The 20,445-nt window shown below is 44.9% G+C and carries 20 protein-coding genes; 19 read left to right on the forward strand and 1 reads right to left on the reverse strand.

Annotated features, from left to right (window positions below):
- The first annotated feature begins 165 nt into the window (after nucleotides 1–165).
- The 8 genes from BM415_RS07475 to thiD all read left to right on the forward strand — a co-directional run bounded on the left by BM415_RS07475 (nucleotide 166) and on the right by thiD (nucleotide 8,344).
- Nucleotides 166–750, forward strand: coding sequence for a hypothetical protein (locus tag BM415_RS07475; protein ID WP_091156397.1), 585 nt, complete (start codon nucleotides 166–168; stop codon nucleotides 748–750).
- Between the two features lie 215 nt (nucleotides 751–965).
- Nucleotides 966–2,078, forward strand: coding sequence for a Gfo/Idh/MocA family protein (locus tag BM415_RS07480; RefSeq protein ID WP_170862392.1), 1,113 nt, complete (start codon nucleotides 966–968; stop codon nucleotides 2,076–2,078).
- A 68-nt stretch (nucleotides 2,079–2,146) separates the two neighbouring features.
- A complete protein-coding gene (locus BM415_RS07485; RefSeq protein ID WP_091156399.1) occupies nucleotides 2,147–2,902 on the forward strand; it encodes a sugar phosphate isomerase/epimerase family protein in 756 nt (251 codons plus the stop codon).
- Between the two features lie 18 nt (nucleotides 2,903–2,920).
- Complete coding sequence (locus tag BM415_RS07490) at nucleotides 2,921–3,835, forward strand: AraC family transcriptional regulator (protein WP_244533177.1); 915 nt, start codon at nucleotides 2,921–2,923, stop codon at nucleotides 3,833–3,835.
- Between the two features lie 92 nt (nucleotides 3,836–3,927).
- The gene (locus BM415_RS07495; protein WP_091156405.1) at nucleotides 3,928–4,983 is read left to right on the forward strand and encodes an oxidoreductase; all 1,056 of its coding nucleotides are present in this window, start codon (nucleotides 3,928–3,930) and stop codon (nucleotides 4,981–4,983) included.
- 34 nt (nucleotides 4,984–5,017) lie between these two features.
- Nucleotides 5,018–5,839: a sugar phosphate isomerase/epimerase family protein gene (locus tag BM415_RS07500; protein ID WP_170862393.1), complete on the forward strand. Its 822-nt coding sequence runs from the start codon at nucleotides 5,018–5,020 to the stop codon at nucleotides 5,837–5,839.
- Nucleotides 5,829–7,208: an MATE family efflux transporter gene (locus BM415_RS07505; protein ID WP_091156409.1), complete on the forward strand. Its 1,380-nt coding sequence runs from the start codon at nucleotides 5,829–5,831 to the stop codon at nucleotides 7,206–7,208. The genes BM415_RS07500 and BM415_RS07505 overlap by 11 nt, the downstream gene beginning before the upstream one ends.
- A 320-nt stretch (nucleotides 7,209–7,528) precedes the next feature.
- A complete protein-coding gene (gene thiD / locus BM415_RS07510) occupies nucleotides 7,529–8,344 on the forward strand; it encodes a bifunctional hydroxymethylpyrimidine kinase/phosphomethylpyrimidine kinase (RefSeq protein WP_091156412.1) in 816 nt (271 codons plus the stop codon).
- 312 nt (nucleotides 8,345–8,656) lie between these two features.
- On the opposite strand, the gene glsA is transcribed toward thiD, so the two are convergent.
- Nucleotides 8,657–9,598, reverse strand: coding sequence for a glutaminase A (gene glsA, locus BM415_RS07515; protein WP_091156413.1), 942 nt, complete (start codon nucleotides 9,596–9,598; stop codon nucleotides 8,657–8,659).
- Between the two features lie 265 nt (nucleotides 9,599–9,863).
- On the opposite strand from glsA, the gene BM415_RS07520 reads away from it, so the two are divergent.
- The 11 genes from BM415_RS07520 (at nucleotide 9,864) to BM415_RS07570 (ending at nucleotide 20,441) form a co-directional block, all read left to right on the forward strand.
- Nucleotides 9,864–10,652, forward strand: a complete 789-nt coding sequence (locus tag BM415_RS07520; RefSeq protein ID WP_280142848.1) for an RnfABCDGE type electron transport complex subunit D — start codon at nucleotides 9,864–9,866, stop codon at nucleotides 10,650–10,652.
- An 84-nt stretch (nucleotides 10,653–10,736) separates the two neighbouring features.
- Nucleotides 10,737–11,570: an RnfABCDGE type electron transport complex subunit D gene (locus BM415_RS07525; protein ID WP_091156416.1), complete on the forward strand. Its 834-nt coding sequence runs from the start codon at nucleotides 10,737–10,739 to the stop codon at nucleotides 11,568–11,570.
- 326 nt (nucleotides 11,571–11,896) lie between these two features.
- Nucleotides 11,897–12,556, forward strand: coding sequence for a helix-turn-helix transcriptional regulator (locus BM415_RS07530; RefSeq protein ID WP_091156418.1), 660 nt, complete (start codon nucleotides 11,897–11,899; stop codon nucleotides 12,554–12,556).
- Nucleotides 12,553–13,392 (forward strand): tetratricopeptide repeat protein, encoded by an 840-nt coding sequence (locus BM415_RS07535; RefSeq protein ID WP_091156420.1) that lies wholly within the window; start codon nucleotides 12,553–12,555, stop codon nucleotides 13,390–13,392. Before BM415_RS07530 ends, BM415_RS07535 begins: the two co-directional genes overlap by 4 nt.
- Nucleotides 13,393–13,396: 4 nt before the next feature.
- Complete coding sequence (locus BM415_RS07540; protein ID WP_091156422.1) at nucleotides 13,397–14,542, forward strand: beta-ketoacyl-[acyl-carrier-protein] synthase family protein; 1,146 nt, start codon at nucleotides 13,397–13,399, stop codon at nucleotides 14,540–14,542.
- Nucleotides 14,542–15,399, forward strand: coding sequence for a beta-ketoacyl synthase N-terminal-like domain-containing protein (locus tag BM415_RS07545; protein WP_091156424.1), 858 nt, complete (start codon nucleotides 14,542–14,544; stop codon nucleotides 15,397–15,399). The genes BM415_RS07540 and BM415_RS07545 overlap by 1 nt, the downstream gene beginning before the upstream one ends.
- Nucleotides 15,396–16,649: a beta-ketoacyl synthase N-terminal-like domain-containing protein gene (locus tag BM415_RS07550; protein ID WP_091156426.1), complete on the forward strand. Its 1,254-nt coding sequence runs from the start codon at nucleotides 15,396–15,398 to the stop codon at nucleotides 16,647–16,649. The genes BM415_RS07545 and BM415_RS07550 overlap by 4 nt, the downstream gene beginning before the upstream one ends.
- 20 nt (nucleotides 16,650–16,669) lie before the next feature.
- Complete coding sequence (locus BM415_RS07555; RefSeq protein WP_170862394.1) at nucleotides 16,670–17,425, forward strand: SDR family NAD(P)-dependent oxidoreductase; 756 nt, start codon at nucleotides 16,670–16,672, stop codon at nucleotides 17,423–17,425.
- Nucleotides 17,426–17,442: 17 nt separating this feature from the next.
- Nucleotides 17,443–17,676, forward strand: a complete 234-nt coding sequence (locus tag BM415_RS07560; protein ID WP_091156431.1) for an acyl carrier protein — start codon at nucleotides 17,443–17,445, stop codon at nucleotides 17,674–17,676.
- A gap of 102 nt (nucleotides 17,677–17,778) precedes the next feature.
- Complete coding sequence (locus BM415_RS07565; protein ID WP_170862395.1) at nucleotides 17,779–18,720, forward strand: DUF1702 family protein; 942 nt, start codon at nucleotides 17,779–17,781, stop codon at nucleotides 18,718–18,720.
- Nucleotides 18,705–20,441 carry a CRTAC1 family protein gene (locus BM415_RS07570; RefSeq protein ID WP_091156435.1) on the forward strand — a complete coding sequence of 579 codons (1,737 nt, stop codon included), beginning with the start codon at nucleotides 18,705–18,707 and terminating at the stop codon, nucleotides 20,439–20,441. The genes BM415_RS07565 and BM415_RS07570 overlap by 16 nt, the downstream gene beginning before the upstream one ends.
- Nucleotides 20,442–20,445 lie beyond the last annotated feature (4 nt).

Raw genomic sequence — 20,445 nt, forward strand, 5'->3', positions numbered from 1 at the left:
TGGACTGAGTATTGAATTAAATAGGAAATCCTATACAGCTACTGCTTACCGCAGGGCTGTATTTCTTTTTCACCTGTGATATGCCATAAGATGCCCAATCATGTACTAAACTGCGTCATACACTGATCCTATAATCCATTCTATATACATGTAGGAGGCTTCTATATGGCAATTAAGCAAACGAAGCTTAAGAAAATAGCTTATATTCCGGTGTCCCAAGTTCAATATAGTGCGAAGGTGATGCTCCCGTTCTATCGTGCGATTGCAGAGCATCGGAAATATGCTTCAGCATGGAGCCGAGCGGTGATCGCGGCAGACTTGGATAAGATGGGAGAGCTGCTCGGACTGGCTTCGAAGAAGGCCAGAGGGCTGCCACTCGGTTCCAACGGCATCGGATATTTTATTTCATTCCCTAAGAAAAATTCAATCACCGAGCTGACCAATGGGACAACAATTATACCAGGGTCTGTGCAATTTTATTTTAATACGAGAGTGCATCGTGAGATCGCTAGGGCGGTCATTCCATTGTATACTCAGATCGCTTGCAACCGTCCATTCACAGCAGCCTTATCGAGAGCAGCAGGAGCAGGAGATGTGAAATCTGTTAACAAAATGGTTCGATCTCTCGTGAAATCGAAAGCCTTGATTCGTGTTGAAGCCGGAATTGAAGAAGGAGGCATAGCTCTCAATTTCAAACCTGGCTGCAGCAAATACATTTATCGTAACCTGTTGTTCCTGGAATTACTGTAATCCAACACGGAATCACATCAAATAAATCCAGTTTATTTGCGTTACAGTCCATTGAGCTCCTGGCCGTAATGCGTAATAATAATTACACAAGAGAATCAATTTCATATTACCTTTAGCTACTTAAATCAAGGGTATATATAGCTTCAAATTTACATATTAAATTATTTATGAAATTGATTCAAGAACTCTAATAATGTGAAAAGGATGATGTGATCGTGCGTAGAATCAAAGTAGGCGTGATAGGCACGGGTGTAATCAGTGCTATATATCTGAAGAATTTAACCGGCATGTTTGATAGCATTGTTGAGGTCAAAGCGGTGTCGGACTTGGTACCGGAGCTTGCCCAAAAAAGAGCCGAGGAATACGGCATTCCTCATGTTTATACTGTAGATGAGCTCCTGGCAGATCCAGAGATTGAAATCGTTCTCAATTTGACAGCACCGAGTGCACATGCTGCACTCAATTTACAGGCATTGCATGCAGGTAAGCATGTGTACACCGAGAAGCCATTTGCACTAAACCGGGAGGATGCCGATCAAGTACTGAATCTTGCTAAGGAAAAAAACTTGCTTGTTGGCTGTGCGCCTGATACCTTCCTTGGTGCAGGGATTCAGACTTGTATCAAATTAATCAATGACGGATGGATTGGAACCCCTTATTCTGCAAGCGCAACCATTATCATGGGGAACTCGACAAGCGGTACGCATCCCAATTTCCGCAACTTCTTGAAGCTGGGTGGAGACCCCATTATGGATATGGGGCCATACTATTTGACCGCTCTAATCGCTCTGCTCGGACCAGTGAACCGTGTAACCGGATCTGCGCGTCAATTACATAAGGAAGTGATTATTCAAAATCCTAAATCTCCAGCCTTTGGTCAGTCTGTTCCAATCGAAGCTCCGACCAATGTATCGGCTGTGCTTGATTTTGACAGCGGAGCGGTGGCGAGCTTCACTGCGGCTAAGGAAGCATTTGGCTACTCTCCTCGAATGGAGATCTATGGAACCGAAGGTATACTGTACGTCCCAGACCCGAACTTCTTTGGTGGCACAATTTCCATTCAGTTTGCGAACGGCCAGACGAAGGAAATTCCACATTCTCACCCTTTTGCGGAAGAAGGACGTGGGATGGGTGTTGCCGATATGGCCTATGCAATCCAGTCTGGACGGAAAAATCGCGCCAGCGGACAGCTTGCTCGGCATGTGCTTGATATCTCACTGGGAATCTTCGAAGCTTCGGAGCAAGGAAAGCATATGAAGCTGGAATCGTCCACAGAAAGACCGGCTCCTATACCGATGGGTCTGAAATATAACACCTTGGATATGTAGTCTTTGTATGTATCGAGATTGACAAAACACTTGAATATAAATGAAGCTTAGAGAGGATGTAGGTAAGCATGAATACGTTTCCAATTGCGGTACAGCCCTATACCGTTCGTGAACAACTCAGCAAAGATTATGTGGGAACTCTAACCCAAATTGCGGAAATTGGCTATCAGGGAATTGAATTAGGTCGTCCGCCTGAAGGCATGTCCGTATCAGAACAGAAATCACTTCTGGATCATCTCGGTCTCAAGGTCATTGGCAGTCACGCTGGTTTTGATACATTTGATTTTGATCCGGATTATATTGCCGATTATTTGGAAGAAGTAGGTGGTAATAAATTTGTAGGTTTATCTCTTCGCTTTTCTTCCAAGGATGAGGTGCTTCATAAGTCCGCAAAGCTGAATGAAGTTGGGGAGAAGTTTAAGCAAAGAGGAGTTCAGCTGTTGTATCATAATCATGACTGGGAATTTGACAAGTTTGATGGAGAACTCGCTCTGGATATTCTCTTGCGGGAAACAGATCCTGAGCTTGTGAAGCTTGAGCTGGATACCTACTGGGCGAAGCGGGGCGGCGTAGACCCGGTTCAATATTTAAGCAAATTGAACAATCGCTGTCCGCTGCTGCACATTAAAGATATGGAAGCTGGTGAAGAGCAGTTTTTTGCCGAGATTGGAGAAGGCATTCTCGATTTCCATGCCATTGCAGATACAGCCAGGCAGGTTGGAACACAGTGGCTTGTCGTTGAACAGGATCAGAGTCGCAGAGATCCAATGGAAAGCCTTAGGATCAGCTTCCGGAACCTGCAGAAGCTGGGGATTAAAGCGTAAAAGAAAAGGATGAGTCGTATGTCTAACCGGGAACAACACACACATCAGGTCCAATTGCCGCGTATTCATATTGTCGGCGATATCGTCAAGAAGCCCGGTACCGCTCTCGGTCCAAGACGAATAGATGATTATGAGCTGCTGTTCTTCCCGGACAGCACTCATAGTGTTTATCGGGTAGAGGATCGCGCTTATGTGCTGAAGGAGCCGGGCTTTGTTCTTACCAGACCAGGTGAGCTTCATTCCTATGAATATGATCCGAACCAGCCGGCGAGGCACTTATTTATTCATTTTGGATTCGCCGATTCGTCTGAAATTGAACAGATCCTGCCTCTCTTTGCTCCTGGAGGTCCGAGCTGTGTTCCACTAAGTGAAGAGCTGCATATTGGATTAATGAAGCAAATTATGAATATCGCTTATGCATATCCTGGCAAACTTCAGACTCGTGGCAGCTCCTTGCTATGGTCTCTTCTTATGGAGATAGACGGACACCACTTTGACGAACCGATGATGAAGCTTGCGAATCGGGTTCCACGTCAGATCGTCAAGGCACTGGATTATATAGACCAGCATTTGGATGAGCCCATCTCGATTGAACAGCTATCACATCAGGTCGGCTGGTCGCATGAACATTTTACTAGATCATTTGTACAATTTATTGGTCGTTCTCCAAGAGAAACCATTATTCACAGACGCATTGATCGAGCGTGTCAGCTTCTTCTGTATGAAGCAGGGAGTATCAAGGAGGTTGCTTTTGCAGTAGGGTTCACGGATGAGAATTATTTTAGCCGCCTATTTAAATCGGTTAAAGGACTCACAGCCAGTCAATACCGCAAGGAATATTTCAATCCGGTCTATCGAGATCTCGTACCTGTCAAAGTATCAGAATCGCAGTATCCGATTAATCGAATTCTATATAACATTGGTTCACATTAGGGTATAGACAAACTATACCAATTTGATCCATATATACTCTTGATTATAGCAACTAAGGGTATTATAAAATTGATTCAAGCAGGTGATTAGCTATGAATACAAAAGTCCGAGTTGGAATTATTGGGTATGGCTTTGCAGCCAAAACCTTTCACGCTCCAGTTATAGCTTCTGTTAAAGGTCTTGAGCTAGCAGCGATTGTTCAGCGAAGCGGCAATTCCTGCCTGAACGATTATCCTTCGATCAAGGCTATGAAGCAGGTCGATGAGCTCTATCGTGATCCTGATATAGATCTGGTTGTCATTACGACACCGAGCACGAATCATTATACCTTTGCCAAGGACGCGCTTATGGCCGGCAAGCATGTTGTCGTTGAGAAGCCCTTCACTACAACGACCGAGGAAGCAGATGAACTGATATCCATCGCGAAGGAAAAAGGACTTGTGCTCAGCGTATTCCATAACCGCAGATGGGATGGAGATTATCTAACGCTGCAAGAAGTAGTTCGGCAGAAGCTGGTCGGTCCTATAACCGAAGCAGAATTGATATGGGACCGATACAGCCCGCTCGCGCATCCAGGAAGATGGAGAGATGCGGGAGGAGAAGGCTCGGGCACGTTCTATGACCTCGGTGTCCATCTGATTGATCAGGCACTGACTTTGTTTGGATTGCCAAGCAGTATTCAAGCCGATTTGAAGGTGCAGCGAGAAGAGGCTCAGGCCTTCGACTATTTTGATGTTACTCTTCATTATGACAGCGGACTGTCGGTGAGATTGAAGTCAACCTTGCTCTCGGTGGATCCAGCACCGAGATATCGCTTGTACGGCAAGAACGGATCTTTTGTCAAATATGGTGAAGATCCACAAGAGGATGCGCTCAAAGCAGGCGGAGTACCGGGTACACCGCATTGGGGAGAAGAACCGGCAGAGAAGTGGGGAACTTTAAACACCACGGTTGATAAGCTTCAATTCACTGGACGGATCAAGACGATTCCTGGCAGCTACGATTCTTATTATCGCAACGTATATGAAGCCATAGCAGGTGTGAGTGATCTTGCGGTTAGGGCTGAGCAGGCACGAATGGCTATACGTGTCATCGAACTCGGGATGCAAAGTCATGCCGAGCAGAGGAGAATACCGTTTACACCTTAACCATAATACATACGGAAAGAAGGAGATTTTGTTGTTGCCTTTTAAACTATGCTTGAATACATCCACGCTCCTGCCGTATCGGCTGGGTGTAAAGGAACAGATTCGGATCGCAGCTGAAGCCGGTTACCAAGGGATTGAGCTGTGGGTTAAAGATATTGATGCCTATCTTGAATCAGGTGGGAATTTATCCGAACTTCGGGGCTATATTGATGAGAACGGTCTAGAATTTGCGAATGCCATTGCTTTCTGGAGCTGGGCGGATACGAATCCAGATGAGCGGAGGCGCGGATTTGAACTTGCGGAAAAAGAACTGCATATCCTTGCAGAGCTTGGCTGTACTGCAGCAGCTGCGCCCCCTTTTGGCAATGTGAGTAATGTGTCTCTTAATGATTTTGCCACTTCTTTTGCAACACTTGCAGAGCTTGCACGGGGAATCGGTGTCGAGCCTTATCTGGAGTTCTGGGGTAAGTCCCAGCGACTCAATTGTGTTAGAGATGCCCAGTATGTAGTGAAAGGGAGTGGAGTCCATGAAGCTAAAATCTTATTGGATCCGTTCCATATGTATACAGGAGGCAGTGAAATAAGTGATCTTACAGACTGGTCCGGCGAACAGATTGGCATTGTTCATGTGAACGACTATCCTGGAGAACCTTCAAAGGAACAGATCCAGGATGCAGACCGTGTGTTCCCAGGTGACGGGATTGCTCCATCCCGAGAGCTCGCAGCTCTGTTAAGCAAGGCCGGTTACAAGGGGTACTTGTCGCTAGAGCTATTTAAGACAGAATATGGAGCATTAACAGCTCTTGAAACAGCTAAGCTGGGGATTGAGAAAATAAAGAGAGCATATGAAGTCTAACGAGAATAGCGTCCTGCCTGCAGGCGGGCTCACTCTGTTTGCCATTACCTGGCCGATCTTTATCGAATCGGCTCTGCAGATGCTGCTCCGTACTTCAGATACCTTCATGCTGAGCAGAGTATCTGATGATGCAGTAGCAGCCGTTGGAGTGGCGAATCAGATCATCATGTTTGCTGTGCTGATGTTTAATTTTGTAGCACTCGGCTCCGCTGTAGTTATCTCGCAGTACTTGGGAGCTGGCAAAAAGTCAGAGATCGGCAGACTCGCAGGATCTTCGCTTGCGCTCAATTTTCTATTTGGAATTATCGTCAGCCTCGCTGTTATTGCGTTCAGTGGTCCGTTACTCCGGTTGTTTTATCTGGATCCGGTCTTGTTCGAGCAAGCACAATACTATTTAATGATTGCTGGAGCAGGACTGGTTATACAGGCCCTTCTGAGTGCAGCGACAGCCATGATACAGTCCCATGGATTAACCCGCCAAACCATGGTTGTAACGATCTTCATGAATGTTCTTAATATATGCGGTAATTATCTGGTTATCTTTGGACCATTCGGCTTTCCCAAGCTGGGAATTGTCGGAGTAGCAATAAGCACTATAATCGCTCAATGTGCCGGTCTTATCATTAATTTAATCCTGCTGAGGAGAACGGCGGAAGTTCGTATACAGTGGAGTGATCTGTTGCAATGGCGCAGAGATCATATTGAGAAGGTGCTGCGTGTGGGAGTCCCATCTTCTGCAGTATCGTTGAGTTATTCTACCAATCAATTTGTGACGACAGCCTTTATTTCATTGCTTGGTGCAAGTGCGCTGACAACGAAGATTTACACACAAAATATTATGTTTTTTGTGATGATTCTGGCCGTTTCGCTGGGCAGAGGATGTCAGATCATCGTGGGTCAGCTCGTTGGAGCAGGAAAGTATGAAGCCACTTATAGCACTGTACTTCGTAATTTGATCCGAAGTCAGTTCATCACCTTAGGCGCAGTATTTATCCTCGTCTTATTTCGCGAACCGCTGATCCAGCTGTTCACAGCAGATCCAGATATTATTACGATGGGAGCTTCGCTGTTACTGCTTAGTTATCTGTTGGAGCCTGGCCGTAATTTCAATGTTATATTGGAGCGAGCTCTGCAGGCAACAGGAGATGCCAAAGCAGCCATGCTGGTGTCGATTCTAGTCACCTGGTGTTTCAGTGTCCCACTAACCTATATATTAGGTATCCATTTGGGTTATGGATTATATGGGATTTGGGCTGCGTTTATCGCGGATGAATGGTTGAGAGGCATTCTGCTGTTTATTCGCTGGAAGAGCAAGGCTTGGCAGCAAAAAGCATTGGTTCATACCAATCGCAATGGTGAAGCATTGTAAATCGCATCAACAGGAAGGAAGAGGAGTAGTTCGCTCCTCTTCTTTTTTAATTGGTAAGGTGACCTGTAAATAACCATTTCTCGTCCAACTTGACATTTTCCATATAAATCACTGAGTTACCTTCGCATAAACGTCATCTGCTTCTTCCATAATTTCAATCTCATCAATATCCCTCCTATTGCTAAATCATAATGTATATAACAAATTGAAGGGATGAAGAAGAGGCAAATTTCATTTTCTCAACTTTTAAACTCGTTTGACAAGCCATAGAATTCGCAGTAGGATGATTCCAACTGTATATTGTAAAGGAGAACACCATCATGACTATTCCAAAAACATTAACAATTGCTGGCTCAGATACAAGCGGAGGAGCGGGCATTCAAGCGGATCTCAAAACCTTCCAGGAGCTCGGCGTATACGGTATGACGGTTCTCACGACCGTTGTGGCTATGAAGCCTGATACGTGGGATCACCTTGTCTATCCTGTTGACCTTAGCATCGTTGAGGCACAGCTTCGTACCGTGCTTGACGGTATCGGTTTTGACGCCATGAAGACAGGCATGCTGGGCTCAGTGGAAATTATCGAACTCGTCGCTTCTGAATTGAAGCGTTCCCATCATAAAGGAATCGTTATCGACCCCGTAATGGTGTGCAAAGGTACTGACGAAGTACTTCAACCGGAAAATACGGAGGCTATGCTGAAGTATCTTATTCCTGGAGCAGATCTTGTAACACCAAACTTATTTGAAGCATCCCAGCTCGCAAAGACAGGTCCGATCCGTTCTCGTGAACAGATGCAGCAGGCTGCTGCCATTATTCATGAGCATGGAGCAAAGAATGTCCTCATCAAAGACCGGGGTGTCATTGAACCTGGACGAGCAGTAGATCTGTTATACGATGGCAAGACCTTTGAATGGCAGGAAGCCGATATCGTACAAACAAACTATACTCATGGTGCGGGATGTACAACTTCTGCGGCGGTTACGGCTGGTATTGCCAAAGGCTTGTCTGTAAAAGATGCGGTTCGTGAAGGGAAGTCCTTCATTACCAAAGCAATTGCAGGTGGTTTTCCGCTGAATCGTTTTGTAGGCCCTACACTGCACGCGGCTCACAGACTTAACAAATCGGTTAAATAACATAACATGATTCGTGGTAATTCATACGAAGAGGATAGGCGAAGAAGTTCGGCATAGCAGAAGTTTGATGTTCGCAGACTTTGTTATGACTGGAAAAGAGTAAAAATCAATATGAAGCAAGCGAAATAAGCATTTTAAGTGTTTATTTGGTATGTCCATTTGATTAAAATCTATTGATATGCTAAAGCTAGAAAAACAAATGTAAATTAAACAAAGAGAAGCAATATCATCGTTAACGCTGTCCGATGTATTGCTTCTCTTATTGTCGTGATCATATCCCACAAGCTGCAAGATTTAGAATGCTCTTTCCGTCTAGAACATGCTCCAGTTCATCTGCTTCGATACCGTCTCAAGCAAATGAACACCCGCTTGGCTGTTCCCCTTATCGTTCAGTGAAGGACCAATAACGCCTATACCGTATGATCCGGGAACAAGTGACAAGATCCCTCCGGATACACCGCTTTTGGCAGGCAAACCGACATCAATCGCAAATTCACCGGACGCATTGTACATTCCACACGTAGTCATAAATGTCTTCGCAATCTGCACGTACCTCTTGGGAAGCAGCCTGTTCCCCGTAAGGGGATCCACGCCATCAAAGGCGAGGATCAATCCCATTCGCGCCAAGTCTGCACACTGAACGAGGATGGAGCAATGCTTGAAGTAAATGTCTAGTACCTCATCCACGTCTCCAATTAGCACTTGATTACCCTTCAGAAAGTATGCAATCGATCGATTTAGATCGCCGCTTTCCAACTCGGAATTGAACACATCGATGTCATATGCAAGTTCCTTTTGTGACGTAAGAAGATGGAATAGATCTAATATCCTCTGCGATTTCTCCTCCATGCTCCTGCCATGAATCAAGGAAGTAATGGTGATGGCACCTGCATTGATAAACGGATTGAAGGGAATTCCCGGACGCACAAGCTCAAGCTTAAGCATGGAATTGAAATTATCTCCCGTTGGCTCCATGCCAACTCGTTTGAACACTTCTTCCTCGCCGTTGTCCATCAGTGCGAGAATGAGTGTAAACACCTTTGAGATGCTCTGCAGGGTAAACACCTGGGAACAATCTCCTGCAGATATGAGCTCTCCGTCAGGTGCAATGATGGTTATGCCAAGTGCATCGTGTGGAGCTTTGGAGAGCTCGGGAATATAAGAGGCAACCTTCCCGCTCGCAGAGCAGGGGATGCTGGCTTCCACCCAGCTCGGCAATGACTGCCGCAGGGTGTCTAATTGTTTATTGGACATTCGATTTCACTCCTTTATGCTGCTATCCATTACTTTTTTCTCTATAAGGAAATATCTAGATTTCTTAGTATTCCAGTTTACCTTATTTGGAGTTCAGTGGGAACATACGATAGGTGGGACAATATTCTTTTGAATGAATTTAGTATTGCCAGCCCTTGAAATTAACAATCTTACAATAGATACTCAGCAATATTATCAGAGGAATTGAACCGACCCAGAAGCTATTCTTATAAGCAATCTTATATGGCAAAGGGGCGGTAATGGAATGAAAATATTAAATGACCCTCGGTATTTCATACTTCTGTTTTTATTGAGTTTTACTATGGCAGGTCAGTTGTTATTGGGCTTTTTTCAAGATTGGACCGATGTTCTGGCTTCGGTTGTAACGGCCGTTGTGCTGGAGTTAATAATTGTAGGCTTTAGATACAAGACATGGAAATCCCCGCTCAGCGCATTAATTACGGGGTTAGGCATAGGACTTCTGTTAAGTTCCCATTTGACATGGCCTTATATCCTCACTTCTGTACTTGCTATTGGGATTAAGCATGCTCTACGAATAGATCGGAATCATATATTTAATCCCAATAATGTGGCCATGGTCATTATGCTGTTTTTCCTTCCTCAATATGCTGTCAGCACACCGAAGCAATGGACGAACGGATGGGAGATCATGTTTATCATCCTGTTTTTTGGCTTCCTGGCCGCATACAAAGCAGGGCGTATGGATACCGTTCTTGCATTTGCATCAGGGTATGCTCTGTTTGCCGGGATTAGACACTGGGGTCTCGGAGAGCCTTTCTATTACGCGTTTGGTCCAATGCTTGGAGCAGCATTTCAGTTATTTACCTTTTTCATGATCACTGATCCCAAGACAACTCCGTCTGGCAGGAACCAGCGGATATGGTTTGGTTTCGCCATTGCCCTGAGTGATGCCATTCTGAGAGTCGCTGAGGTGAATCACTCATTGTTCTACGCTTCTTTTCTAGTTACCTTACTTATAGGTCTCCCTCTTCGAATCTGGAAGGTGATGAATAATAGTAGACAAGCAGAATAAACCGAATACTTCCACAGATCCCACGAGCAAAATCTCGTTGAGTATCGCAATAATAAGTAATAAAAAGTATCTAGGAGGCTGCACATGAGAAATGAAGTTCGTACTAAACTGCGTCCAATTGTACATTGGGACGACTATAAGCTGGATCCAAGATATTTCATCCTTGTGTTTCTATCATTGTTCGCTATACTTGGTCAGGTGTACCTAGGTTTTTTTCAACGATGGGAGGCTGTATTCATATCCATTTCCTGTACAATGCTTACCGAGCTTGTCTTATCTCGTTGGAGGACAGGAACATGGTCGTTTCCATTAAGCGGTTTGATTACAGGTATCGGAGTAAGCCTGCTATTAAGCTCCAATGTGTTATGGATCTATGCCGTCACAGCAGTAATGTCCATTTCTCTCAAATATGTACTGCGATTTAAAGGAGGACACATATTCAACCCGAACAATGCTTCCATGGTGCTCGTGCTCGTGCTGCTTCCTCAATATGCAGTCAGCACACCGAAGCAATGGACGAACGGGATTGAAATTATGCTGTTAATTCTGATCTTGGGGATTCTCGTATGTTACGTTGCGAACAGGCTGGATTCGGTGCTCACCTTTATAGGAAGCTTCACAATTTTTGCGTTCTTAAGACATCTACTATACGGTGCTCCACTGTTTGCCGCATTAGGTCCTCTGATGGGAGCAGGACTTCAGTTGTTCGCTTTTTTTATGATGACAGATCCTAAATCCACTCCTACTACCCGTAAAGCAAGGATCCTGTTTGCTTTCCTTGTTGCATTGATGGACGCAGTCTATAGGATACAACGAATTCCTAATCCTCAATTTTATGCACTGTTTACTATTAGTCTACTTTTTATAATTCCTTATCGTTATTGGATATCAAGAAAAGAAAGTAATATAACACAGTAAAGCATTTTAACTTATATATAATATGATTTTTTGACAAGCCTCTTCTGAAAATGGAACAGGCTTGTTTATTTTTCAATTAAAGACAATTTAACCCTAATTATGATCCGATTTACAGCTGTTTCGTCAAATTATTGTTTGCTAGGATGTTATAAGACGTTGTTTTCAGCAGAAAAAATTAGAGGTTTAGCACCAGTAGCAATAAAGTGAAAAAACACTAAGAATAAACAATTTTTACATAAGAAGTATTTTTAGTTCATTGGTAGCATGTAAACAGGCGGATTATTAAGGCTCTGTTAACATAATTCAAGCGAAGAAAGGAGATTTACATGAATGTACTCGTTATTTTATGCCAGCACGAAGAGGAAGAGGCTGAAGAGATCAGATCAATGTCAAAAAAGGCAGTGATACATCTGACTACTGATTTTCATGATGCGATGCAAGCAGCTGAGTCTAACAGCTATCAATATCATGTCGTTTACACCGCGCAGGGATCATTCCCTTCTTCCTGGGATCTTCAACAATTCCTAAGCCTTGCTCCTACGTTAATCCTGACGGGCGGGATGGTTCCAGCTGATTTCCTGCTCTCCATCATTGATACGATGGAAGTCGAGAATAACACACTAGAGGAAGGCAGCACGATGTTCTGTAAATCTCTGGCTTACATTCAGAGCCATCTATGCGACCAGGATTTATCGCTTGAGAAGGCCGCTTCACAGATCTTTGTTAGCAGACACTACTATTCAAGAATGTTCCAGAAGCACGTTGGTATGGGTTTCAAGGAATACATCATTCGCAAAAGAATTGAAAAAGCGAAGAAACTGCTAAAAAGCGGTCATTCCGTTACTGATGTGTGCTATGCAATTGGTTATAACGACTTGACTCACTTCTCTAAAATTTTCAAGCGAATCGTTGGTGTTAACCCTTCGATCTTCAGGCAGAAATGGAGAGGGAGTGATTGCATTACGGAATGGGGGGGTGCTTCATGAAAAATCGATGGAAAAGAACTTTAATTGTTTCCTGTTGTACAGTAGTCGTCTTTGCGGTAATTGGTGCAGTTTCGTATCAGCAATGGATTAAACCATATGACTTGCCGAAGCTGGATTCCGGTTTGTCCATTCAAGATTACAAACTCGATTTCAAGCTGGAGAAGGAGACTCCACCTGTGAACTCGGAGCTGACCAACCGCGAGTTACTGGATTTGATAAAGCAATCTCCGGACAACCTTGTATATTCTACAGAGCTAAGGCTCAGGATGTCCCGCGAATCACAGCCAGAACAGTTTATTGATCTAATGAATCAAGTTGAGTTAACACCTGATATAGTACTGCAGCAAGCTCTAGCCTATGTTGATACGCTTCAGGATCTTGATTTAGGCACTGCCGCACTGGGTCAGAAATCTGCACAATCCATACATCTGCTGGATGAACTGCTGAGTGAGGACCCTTACAATGTCCCTGCTCACTATGCTCGTGGACTTAACAATCTTTATTGGCCCCAGGGTCTGCAACGAGCGGATAAAGCAGTTCAGGACTTCGCTTTTTGTATAGCCGTTGAACAAATGGACCCTTCTATCGATTTTGCCTTCTGGCCAGATATTTATACTGCCTTTGGTGATGCACTGGTTAAAGCGGGAGATGTCTCGGAAGGAATGACTGCCTGGAAACAAGGCTTTGAGAAATATCCGGATGACCAAGCTTTGTCTGAAAGAGCAGAAGCAGATGAGACGGAGGCATATGAAATTGTGAAACGTGATCGGGGAATTGATGGCTTCCAGCGCCCGGATCCTGCCATTTCAGATATCAGTAAATTGTGGAAGAGGTGAGATTATGGAGCCGATTGTAATCACAGGTATGGGAATTGTAACAGCTATTGGAAGTAATGTTCATGATTTTTGGCATAATATGCTGTCTGGGACACAAGGTACACGTGATATAGCTTCTTTTGACGTATCTGGGCATGCCAACAAACGTGGGTGTGAGGTGGAACATGTATTTCCCTATAGCGGGAGCATGAATCAAGGATTAGGAAAAGCTGTTGCCATGTATCTATCCGCAGCAGAAGATGCTTTGTATCAAGCCAAGCTATCGAATCCAGCTCAATTTCGAACAGGGATATGTGTGGGAACAACCATGGGCGAATCAACCCCCATCATCAAAAACGGATATCGTCAAGGTCCTCATGTTATCTCGGATCAAATTGCTGATTCCTTACAGCTGAAGGGTCCAAAATGGACGATGACCAATGCATGTGCTGCAGGGAATTTTGCGATTGCACAAGCAATGGATGAGCTTAAATATGGTCGTGCTGATTGTATGATTACTGGCGGGGTAGATGCTCTGTCTTGGACAGCGTTCACTGGATTCGGCAGTTTAAGAGCGATGTCAAGCGATTGGTGCCGGCCTTTTGATGTAAATCGAACAGGATTAATTCTCGGTGAAGGAGCTGGTGTCCTTATATTGGAACGGGAAAGTGATGCACGTGCCCGCGGAGTTTCTCCACTTGCATACCTGCTTGGTTATGGTCTTACCTCTGATGCGTACCATATTACACAGCCTGATCCTTCCGGGGTTGGTGCAATGCGTTCTATGCTTGAGGCACTGAGGATGGCTGAATTAACACTGGAGGACATCGGCTATGTTAGTGCGCACGGAACAGGAACCCCGGCTAACGATCGAACAGAAGCAAAGGCATTATTCGAGCTGTTTGGTGAAGATATACTTACCAGTTCGATTAAAGGACATATTGGACACACACTGGGAGCGGCAAGCGCCATAGAGGCAATTGCAAGTGTGAACATGCTCAGATACGGCTGGCTTCCTCACACACTTAATTTGGAGCAGCTTGATCCAGATTGCCGCGTTCGTGTTATCGCTAAGCGTCCATTACGCAAGCAGCCAAATTTCATCCTCTCCAATGCATTTGCCTTTGGAGGTATCAACTCTTCCATTGTTCTAGGAAAGGCGGGAGCATAATGGAGGCATTTATTCAAGGCAGCGCATGGCTATCCCCCATAGGCTTGCGAACAGAGATTAACCGAAGCCATGTACCTTCATCACCATATATAACGATTGAAAGCCTTAATTTATTGAATCCAATTCAATTACCTCGGATCCCCGATATCGCCAAGGCCTGTATTGCTGCAGTGCAAGAAGCAATTCATGATGCGGGTCTCTCAGATCTTTCCTTATCAGGAGTTCCGGAGCGGGCAGGACTCGTCGTTGGCAATAACCTCTCAAGTTTATTTTCGATTGAAGCCTTACAGAAGGATGCTGAGAAATATGGACCCAATCGGGTTAATCCGGCCATCTTTCCCAATACGGTGTACAACTCACTAGCCGGATATATATCCATGTACACCAATATCAAAGGTACCAACACCACATTGTCTGGAGGGGCAGGCACAGTTCCGGCCGCAATATTATATGCCTTACAGCTCCTTCAGCAAGGCAGACATGACCGAGTGATCGTATGTAATGTGCACCTAATACCGCCAGAGCACAGGATTGAGTCCGAACTATTATTGAAATCAGTTCAGTCTTCAGACCAATACTTGGAGGAACGTATCACAGTACTCCTGATCGAAAGGCCGGGTGTCAGTGCACGGCAAACGTATTCAATTCATGGACAGCTGAAAATATCCCCGATAGGACCAGCAGCATCTTTAACGACGGAGTCGGAAGATATGGATCTTGTACTGATTAAGTATGGTCAGGATAAGGGAGGTCTGGATGCATGCGAAGCCAATGGATGTTTGCCGAATAGAGATATACTGCAGCTCAAACTGGAAAAAAAAGATGATGAACGCAAGAAGGAGGCAGAGAGGATATGAATGCTCGTGTCTCTATTATCGGAGCCAGCGCGCTCGGAGCACCGGGGATAGGAAGAGAAGAGGTTTGGAAAGGAATGAAAACTTCCAGAAACAGTCCCAATCTTCGCAGATATGAAATGTATGATGGTACGACCATCAACTTCCCAGTGTACGAAATGCCTCCATTGGATTTGAAGGCTTGGCTTGCTCGAGCTGAACGCAGGTGGATTGAGCAGGAAGGACTGGATAAGGATCCAGACTTTGTGTTTATGCTTGTTGCAGCTCTTCTAGCCATTGACGAGGCTTGTCTCTCAAAAGCTGAACTGAGCAAGAGTGCACTTGTCATTGGTCATGAGAATCCAGGTATAAATCCATTTATTGATAAAATTCTTCAATCACAGAATCATATGCTGCAGCAAGGTGTATCTCCCCTTACTTCTTTTGAACAGCATAAACAAGATATTTTTCGGTTGCAGACATTCCCTTATCTATTCTATCTGGCCAAATTACTCGGTATTCAAGGTGTATCCTACATTACAAATAATGCTTGTGCCTCTGGACTCTATGCCATGGAGCTGGGCAGGCAGATCATTCAGCAGGGACAGGCTGAAAGTGTGGTTGTTGTATGTGCTGATTATGTACATGCGACCGAATATTTGTGGCTCGGGGACAAAGGCTTCCATTCACCCCGGCAAATATTGAAACCATTTGATTCAGAACGTGACGGTTCGGTGCTCGGAGATGGGGCAGCAGCGATTGTCATGACAAGTCCTGAGAAGGCAAATGCAGGTGGACGAGAGCTTGGCACATATCTCGGAGGAGCGTTTCAGCAGGATGGATGGAATCTGTCACTGCCGAATGTTGCTTCCCATTCCTATTCGAGCGTTATATCTAGAGCAATGCAGCACAGCAATCTTAAGGAGCTGGATCTGCTAATTCCACACGGAACAGGTATGCAAATGTGGGATGCTTATGAAGTGGCAGAAATAGCAAGGGCATTCGCTGATTTAAATATGCCTCTTCCGCAGATGACGGCCTTGAAAGGTTATTTCGGACATACGCTTGGTGCAAACACGCTCCTCGAAATTGTCTGCATGCTGGAGAGCATGGAGCAAGGTGTGATTCCTCCAGCGGCCAACTATAGCAGCCATCATTTCAAAATAGATTTACCTATGACGACACGATGGGAATCCCGGAGCATCAAGACTGCGGTCAAATGCGTGTCTGCCTTTGGAGGATTCCTTGCAGCTGGAGTGTTCGAAAAAAATTAACTCAGAAAGGGGCAGATACCTTGGGTTGCATTGCTTGGAATTTCAGTGGGGATCATGTATTGGTTACAGGAGGAGCTACAGGTATTGGCAGAGAGACGGTCATCAAGCTGGCTCGTGCCGGTGCGGTCGTGTACTTCACTTATTTCAATTCAGGTAAGAAGGCTCAACAACTGGTAGAAGATCTTTCAATGGAGGGGCATACAGCACACGCACTACACTGTGATTTCTCATCGGAATCCCAGATCAAGCAGTTGACGAAACAACTCGCAGATCGGATGGCTTATCCAATTAATATGATTGTCAGCAATGCTGGCATCACGGCAGACAGCTCACTATACAATATGTCAGAAGCAGAATGGGAGCAGGTGTATCAGGTCAATCTTCGAGCACTTTATTTTCTCTCAAGGTCTATGCTGAAACATCTCGCGGTAAACCGTGGGGTTATGGTGAATGTTACTTCCATCTCAGGGCAGATCGGGATGTCTGGACAGACCAATTATTCAGCAGCCAAAGCTGGAATTATAGGTTTCAGCAAGGCATTGGCCAAGGAGCTTGGACCGCTCGGCGTGAGAATCAACTGCGTAGCCCCTGGCTATATTGATACCTTAATGACTCAGGAGCTTCAGACTACGAGAAAAAAAGAACTGTCCAATTCTATTGCTTTAAAACGTATGGGTACTCCTGGCGAAGTCGCAGACCTGATTCTATATCTGTTGTCGGACAATGCGTCCTACGTTACGGGAGAAGTGGTTGGAATAAGTGGGGGACTAATATAAGGCGGAGGGTGATCAGTATGGAGGATATAAGGAACAGAATTATTGAGATTGTGGAAGAAATGACTCAGGAATCCTTGTCTGCGGATGCACTCAACAGCACCTTTGAAGAACTGGGAATTGATTCCTTGATGGCATTGGAGCTTGCGGTTCATCTGGAACGTGAATTCGGAGTTCAGTTGACTGAAGGTGAGTTGGGTACTCTACAGCATCTTCAGGACATTGTGGATATTGCCGACACAAGAAAGGAATAAGCAATGCTGAACGGTGGTCTAATGGTTGTTGTCTCAATCCTTGTTTTGGTCTTCTTGTTTATTTTTCTATATGCTCGATTAATTAGGCAAAATATACCTCAAATGTTAAAACGATTTACCGGTGGAGACGACAGCCCTTTCGGATGCCGATTCACACAGATCCTGCAAAGTTTTTTGACGGGTCACAATCTGGCATCGAATTGCGGTACTAGGATGAACAAGATTAAAACTGTGCTTGACAAAGAATTCAGCGATTTTTATCGCGGGTTCGCCTATGAAGGTGCAGGTATGGGTTTTGGAGCTCGATCGATGCTTCAGCTCAGCAATCGTGGACAAGCATTTGAGAGATATATTTATCGGCTCAATCCTGATCACATCTATCAGTACTATGTCGGATTAGGCTGGTGGCTGTATTCAGTTTATCGATTCAGAATGAGTTCTTACCAGCGCTGGATTCGAAATATGGATCCGTACTATGCGCCAATGCTCTTCGATGGAGTCGGATTCAAGGCAGGGTTGTTTGACTACGGCATCAACCCAGTCTTATTCAGCCAGCTGAGACATATGGGGACAAGCCCATTACGAGTAGGTTGCCAGGGTTATGGTCGATCATTGTGGTTTCAATGCCGATTTGAAATTTCAACCGTGCTGAATAATCTGAAGAATATGCCTGAAGAGGTTCGTCAGGATGTCATGAGCGGTGTCGGCCTTGCTGTTGCTTACAGCTTGTTTGACAATCCTGGGCGTGTTCAAGGCGTTTATCGGGTGATTCCTCAGAAGTATCATGCATCATTCAGACAGGGAATGGCTTTCGGATGGGAAGCAAGAAAGCTCCAGAATAGAAGGTATTGGGACGATATGACGAGTAAGATGGACCCGGAATGGCACAGCAAGATGGAAGAAGGCGTCAAGGTTGTTCATTTGGCACGTGAACTTGCCGGCTCTTACAATCCCGAATCGCATTATATTCGATGGATAGACAAGACAAGACAATTAATGAATGATTACGATGTGATAGGAGGATGGACATGCAGAAAAAGGTGAAAAAATACGGTTTACTGTTATCCATTATCATGATTGCGGGCTGTACATCGGGAGAATCAAGTTCGCTGGTAGATCGTGGATTTCAGTATGAGGAGATCAGTGTAAGCTCTGGCATAGAATTTACACATCTGACGGAAACATTCGATCCCAAGCTCAGTAATATTATGCCCTGGATGTCTGCAACTGGCGCTGCGGTAGCGGTTGGTGATTACAACGGAGACGGGTATATGGATTTATACTATGCCAATTCCCAACGAGGCAGCAAAAATATGCTTTATCGGAACAATGGAGATGGTACGTTCACTGAAGCCGCGGAAGAAGCCGGGATTGCAGACGTTAATCGGGAAGGAATTTCGGAAACCGTACTGTGGCTGGATATTGACAATAGCGGTCATCCCAGTTTATTTGTGGGAGCTTGGGGCAAGAGCCGCTTATATAAGAATAATGGAGACGGAACCTTTACAGATATTACGGACACCTCGGGAACAGGATATGAAGGCTATGTCAGCAAAGCCATTTCACTAGATTATAATCGGGATGGATACCTGGATATTTATTTGAGCTGTTATTTTAACGAGGAGCACGATCTTTGGAGCCTCCAATCGACCAAGATCATGCATGATGATTTTGAACGAGCTCGTAATGGCGGACGCAATGTGTTGTTAATGAACAATGGTGATCAGACCTTCACAGATGTATCCAAACAGATGAATGTTGATGACCCCGGCTGGACGCTGGCCTCCGGGGCTGCTGATCTGAACCAGGACGGGTGGCCTGATATTTATAATGCCAATGATTTTGGGCCCGACATGCTGCTGATTAATCAAGAAGGCAAAGGTTTTCAATCAGTGGTTCAAAAGAGAGGAGTAGGTGATGATACCTTCAAAGGAATGAATGTTGACTTTGCAGACTTGTTCCATGATGGCAGACTTGTCAACTTTGTCAGCAATATTAGTAAGGAAAAATATTTGCTGGAAGGTAATCAGCTGTGGCATGAGAATGAGGAAGGCCAGTTTGTAGACAGGGCCAAGGAGATGGGAGTGCAGCAGTCGGGATGGTCATGGGGAGCAAGGTTCTTTGATGCCGATAACAGCGGAAATATGAGTCTAATGGTGACCAACGGATTTATATCCGCTGACAAGAAGGATGAATACTGGTTTGATATGGGGACACTTGCGACAACCCCGGGTTATATCGTTGAGGATGCGACCAGCTGGCCTGCATTTAACAACAAGAGCATGTCTGGATATGAGCCCAAACCGCTGTATTTAAATAACGGTGAGAAGTTCATCGACGTATCGAAGGATGTCGGAATAACATTCACGGAGGACAGCCGCGGCGTGGCAGCAGTCGATCTGTTTAATAGAGGAGTCAATGATCTTGTATTTGCAAATCAGGGCTCGGAAACTAAAGTGTACAGAAATGAAATAACGAACGGGAATCATTGGATTAAACTCGACCTGATCGGTACATTTCCAAGCAATCGAGATGCCGTTGGTGCAAGAGTGACTTTCGAGGTTAACGGTGTCAAGACGGTGGTTGAAAAAGACGGTGGCAACAGCCATGGTGCTCAGAGTGACCCAAGGATTCATTTTGGGCTTGGCAAGCATGACAAAGTGGACAAGATCACGATTAAATGGCCCAGTGGACGAACACAAATGCTTGAAAATGTACCTGGAGATCGTATAATGCAGATTGAAGAACCATCAGAAACGGAGTAATCAA

The organism is Paenibacillus sp. 453mf (assembly GCF_900116105.1).
In the GTDB taxonomy this organism is placed as follows: Bacteria; Bacillota; Bacilli; order Paenibacillales; family Paenibacillaceae; genus Paenibacillus; species Paenibacillus provencensis.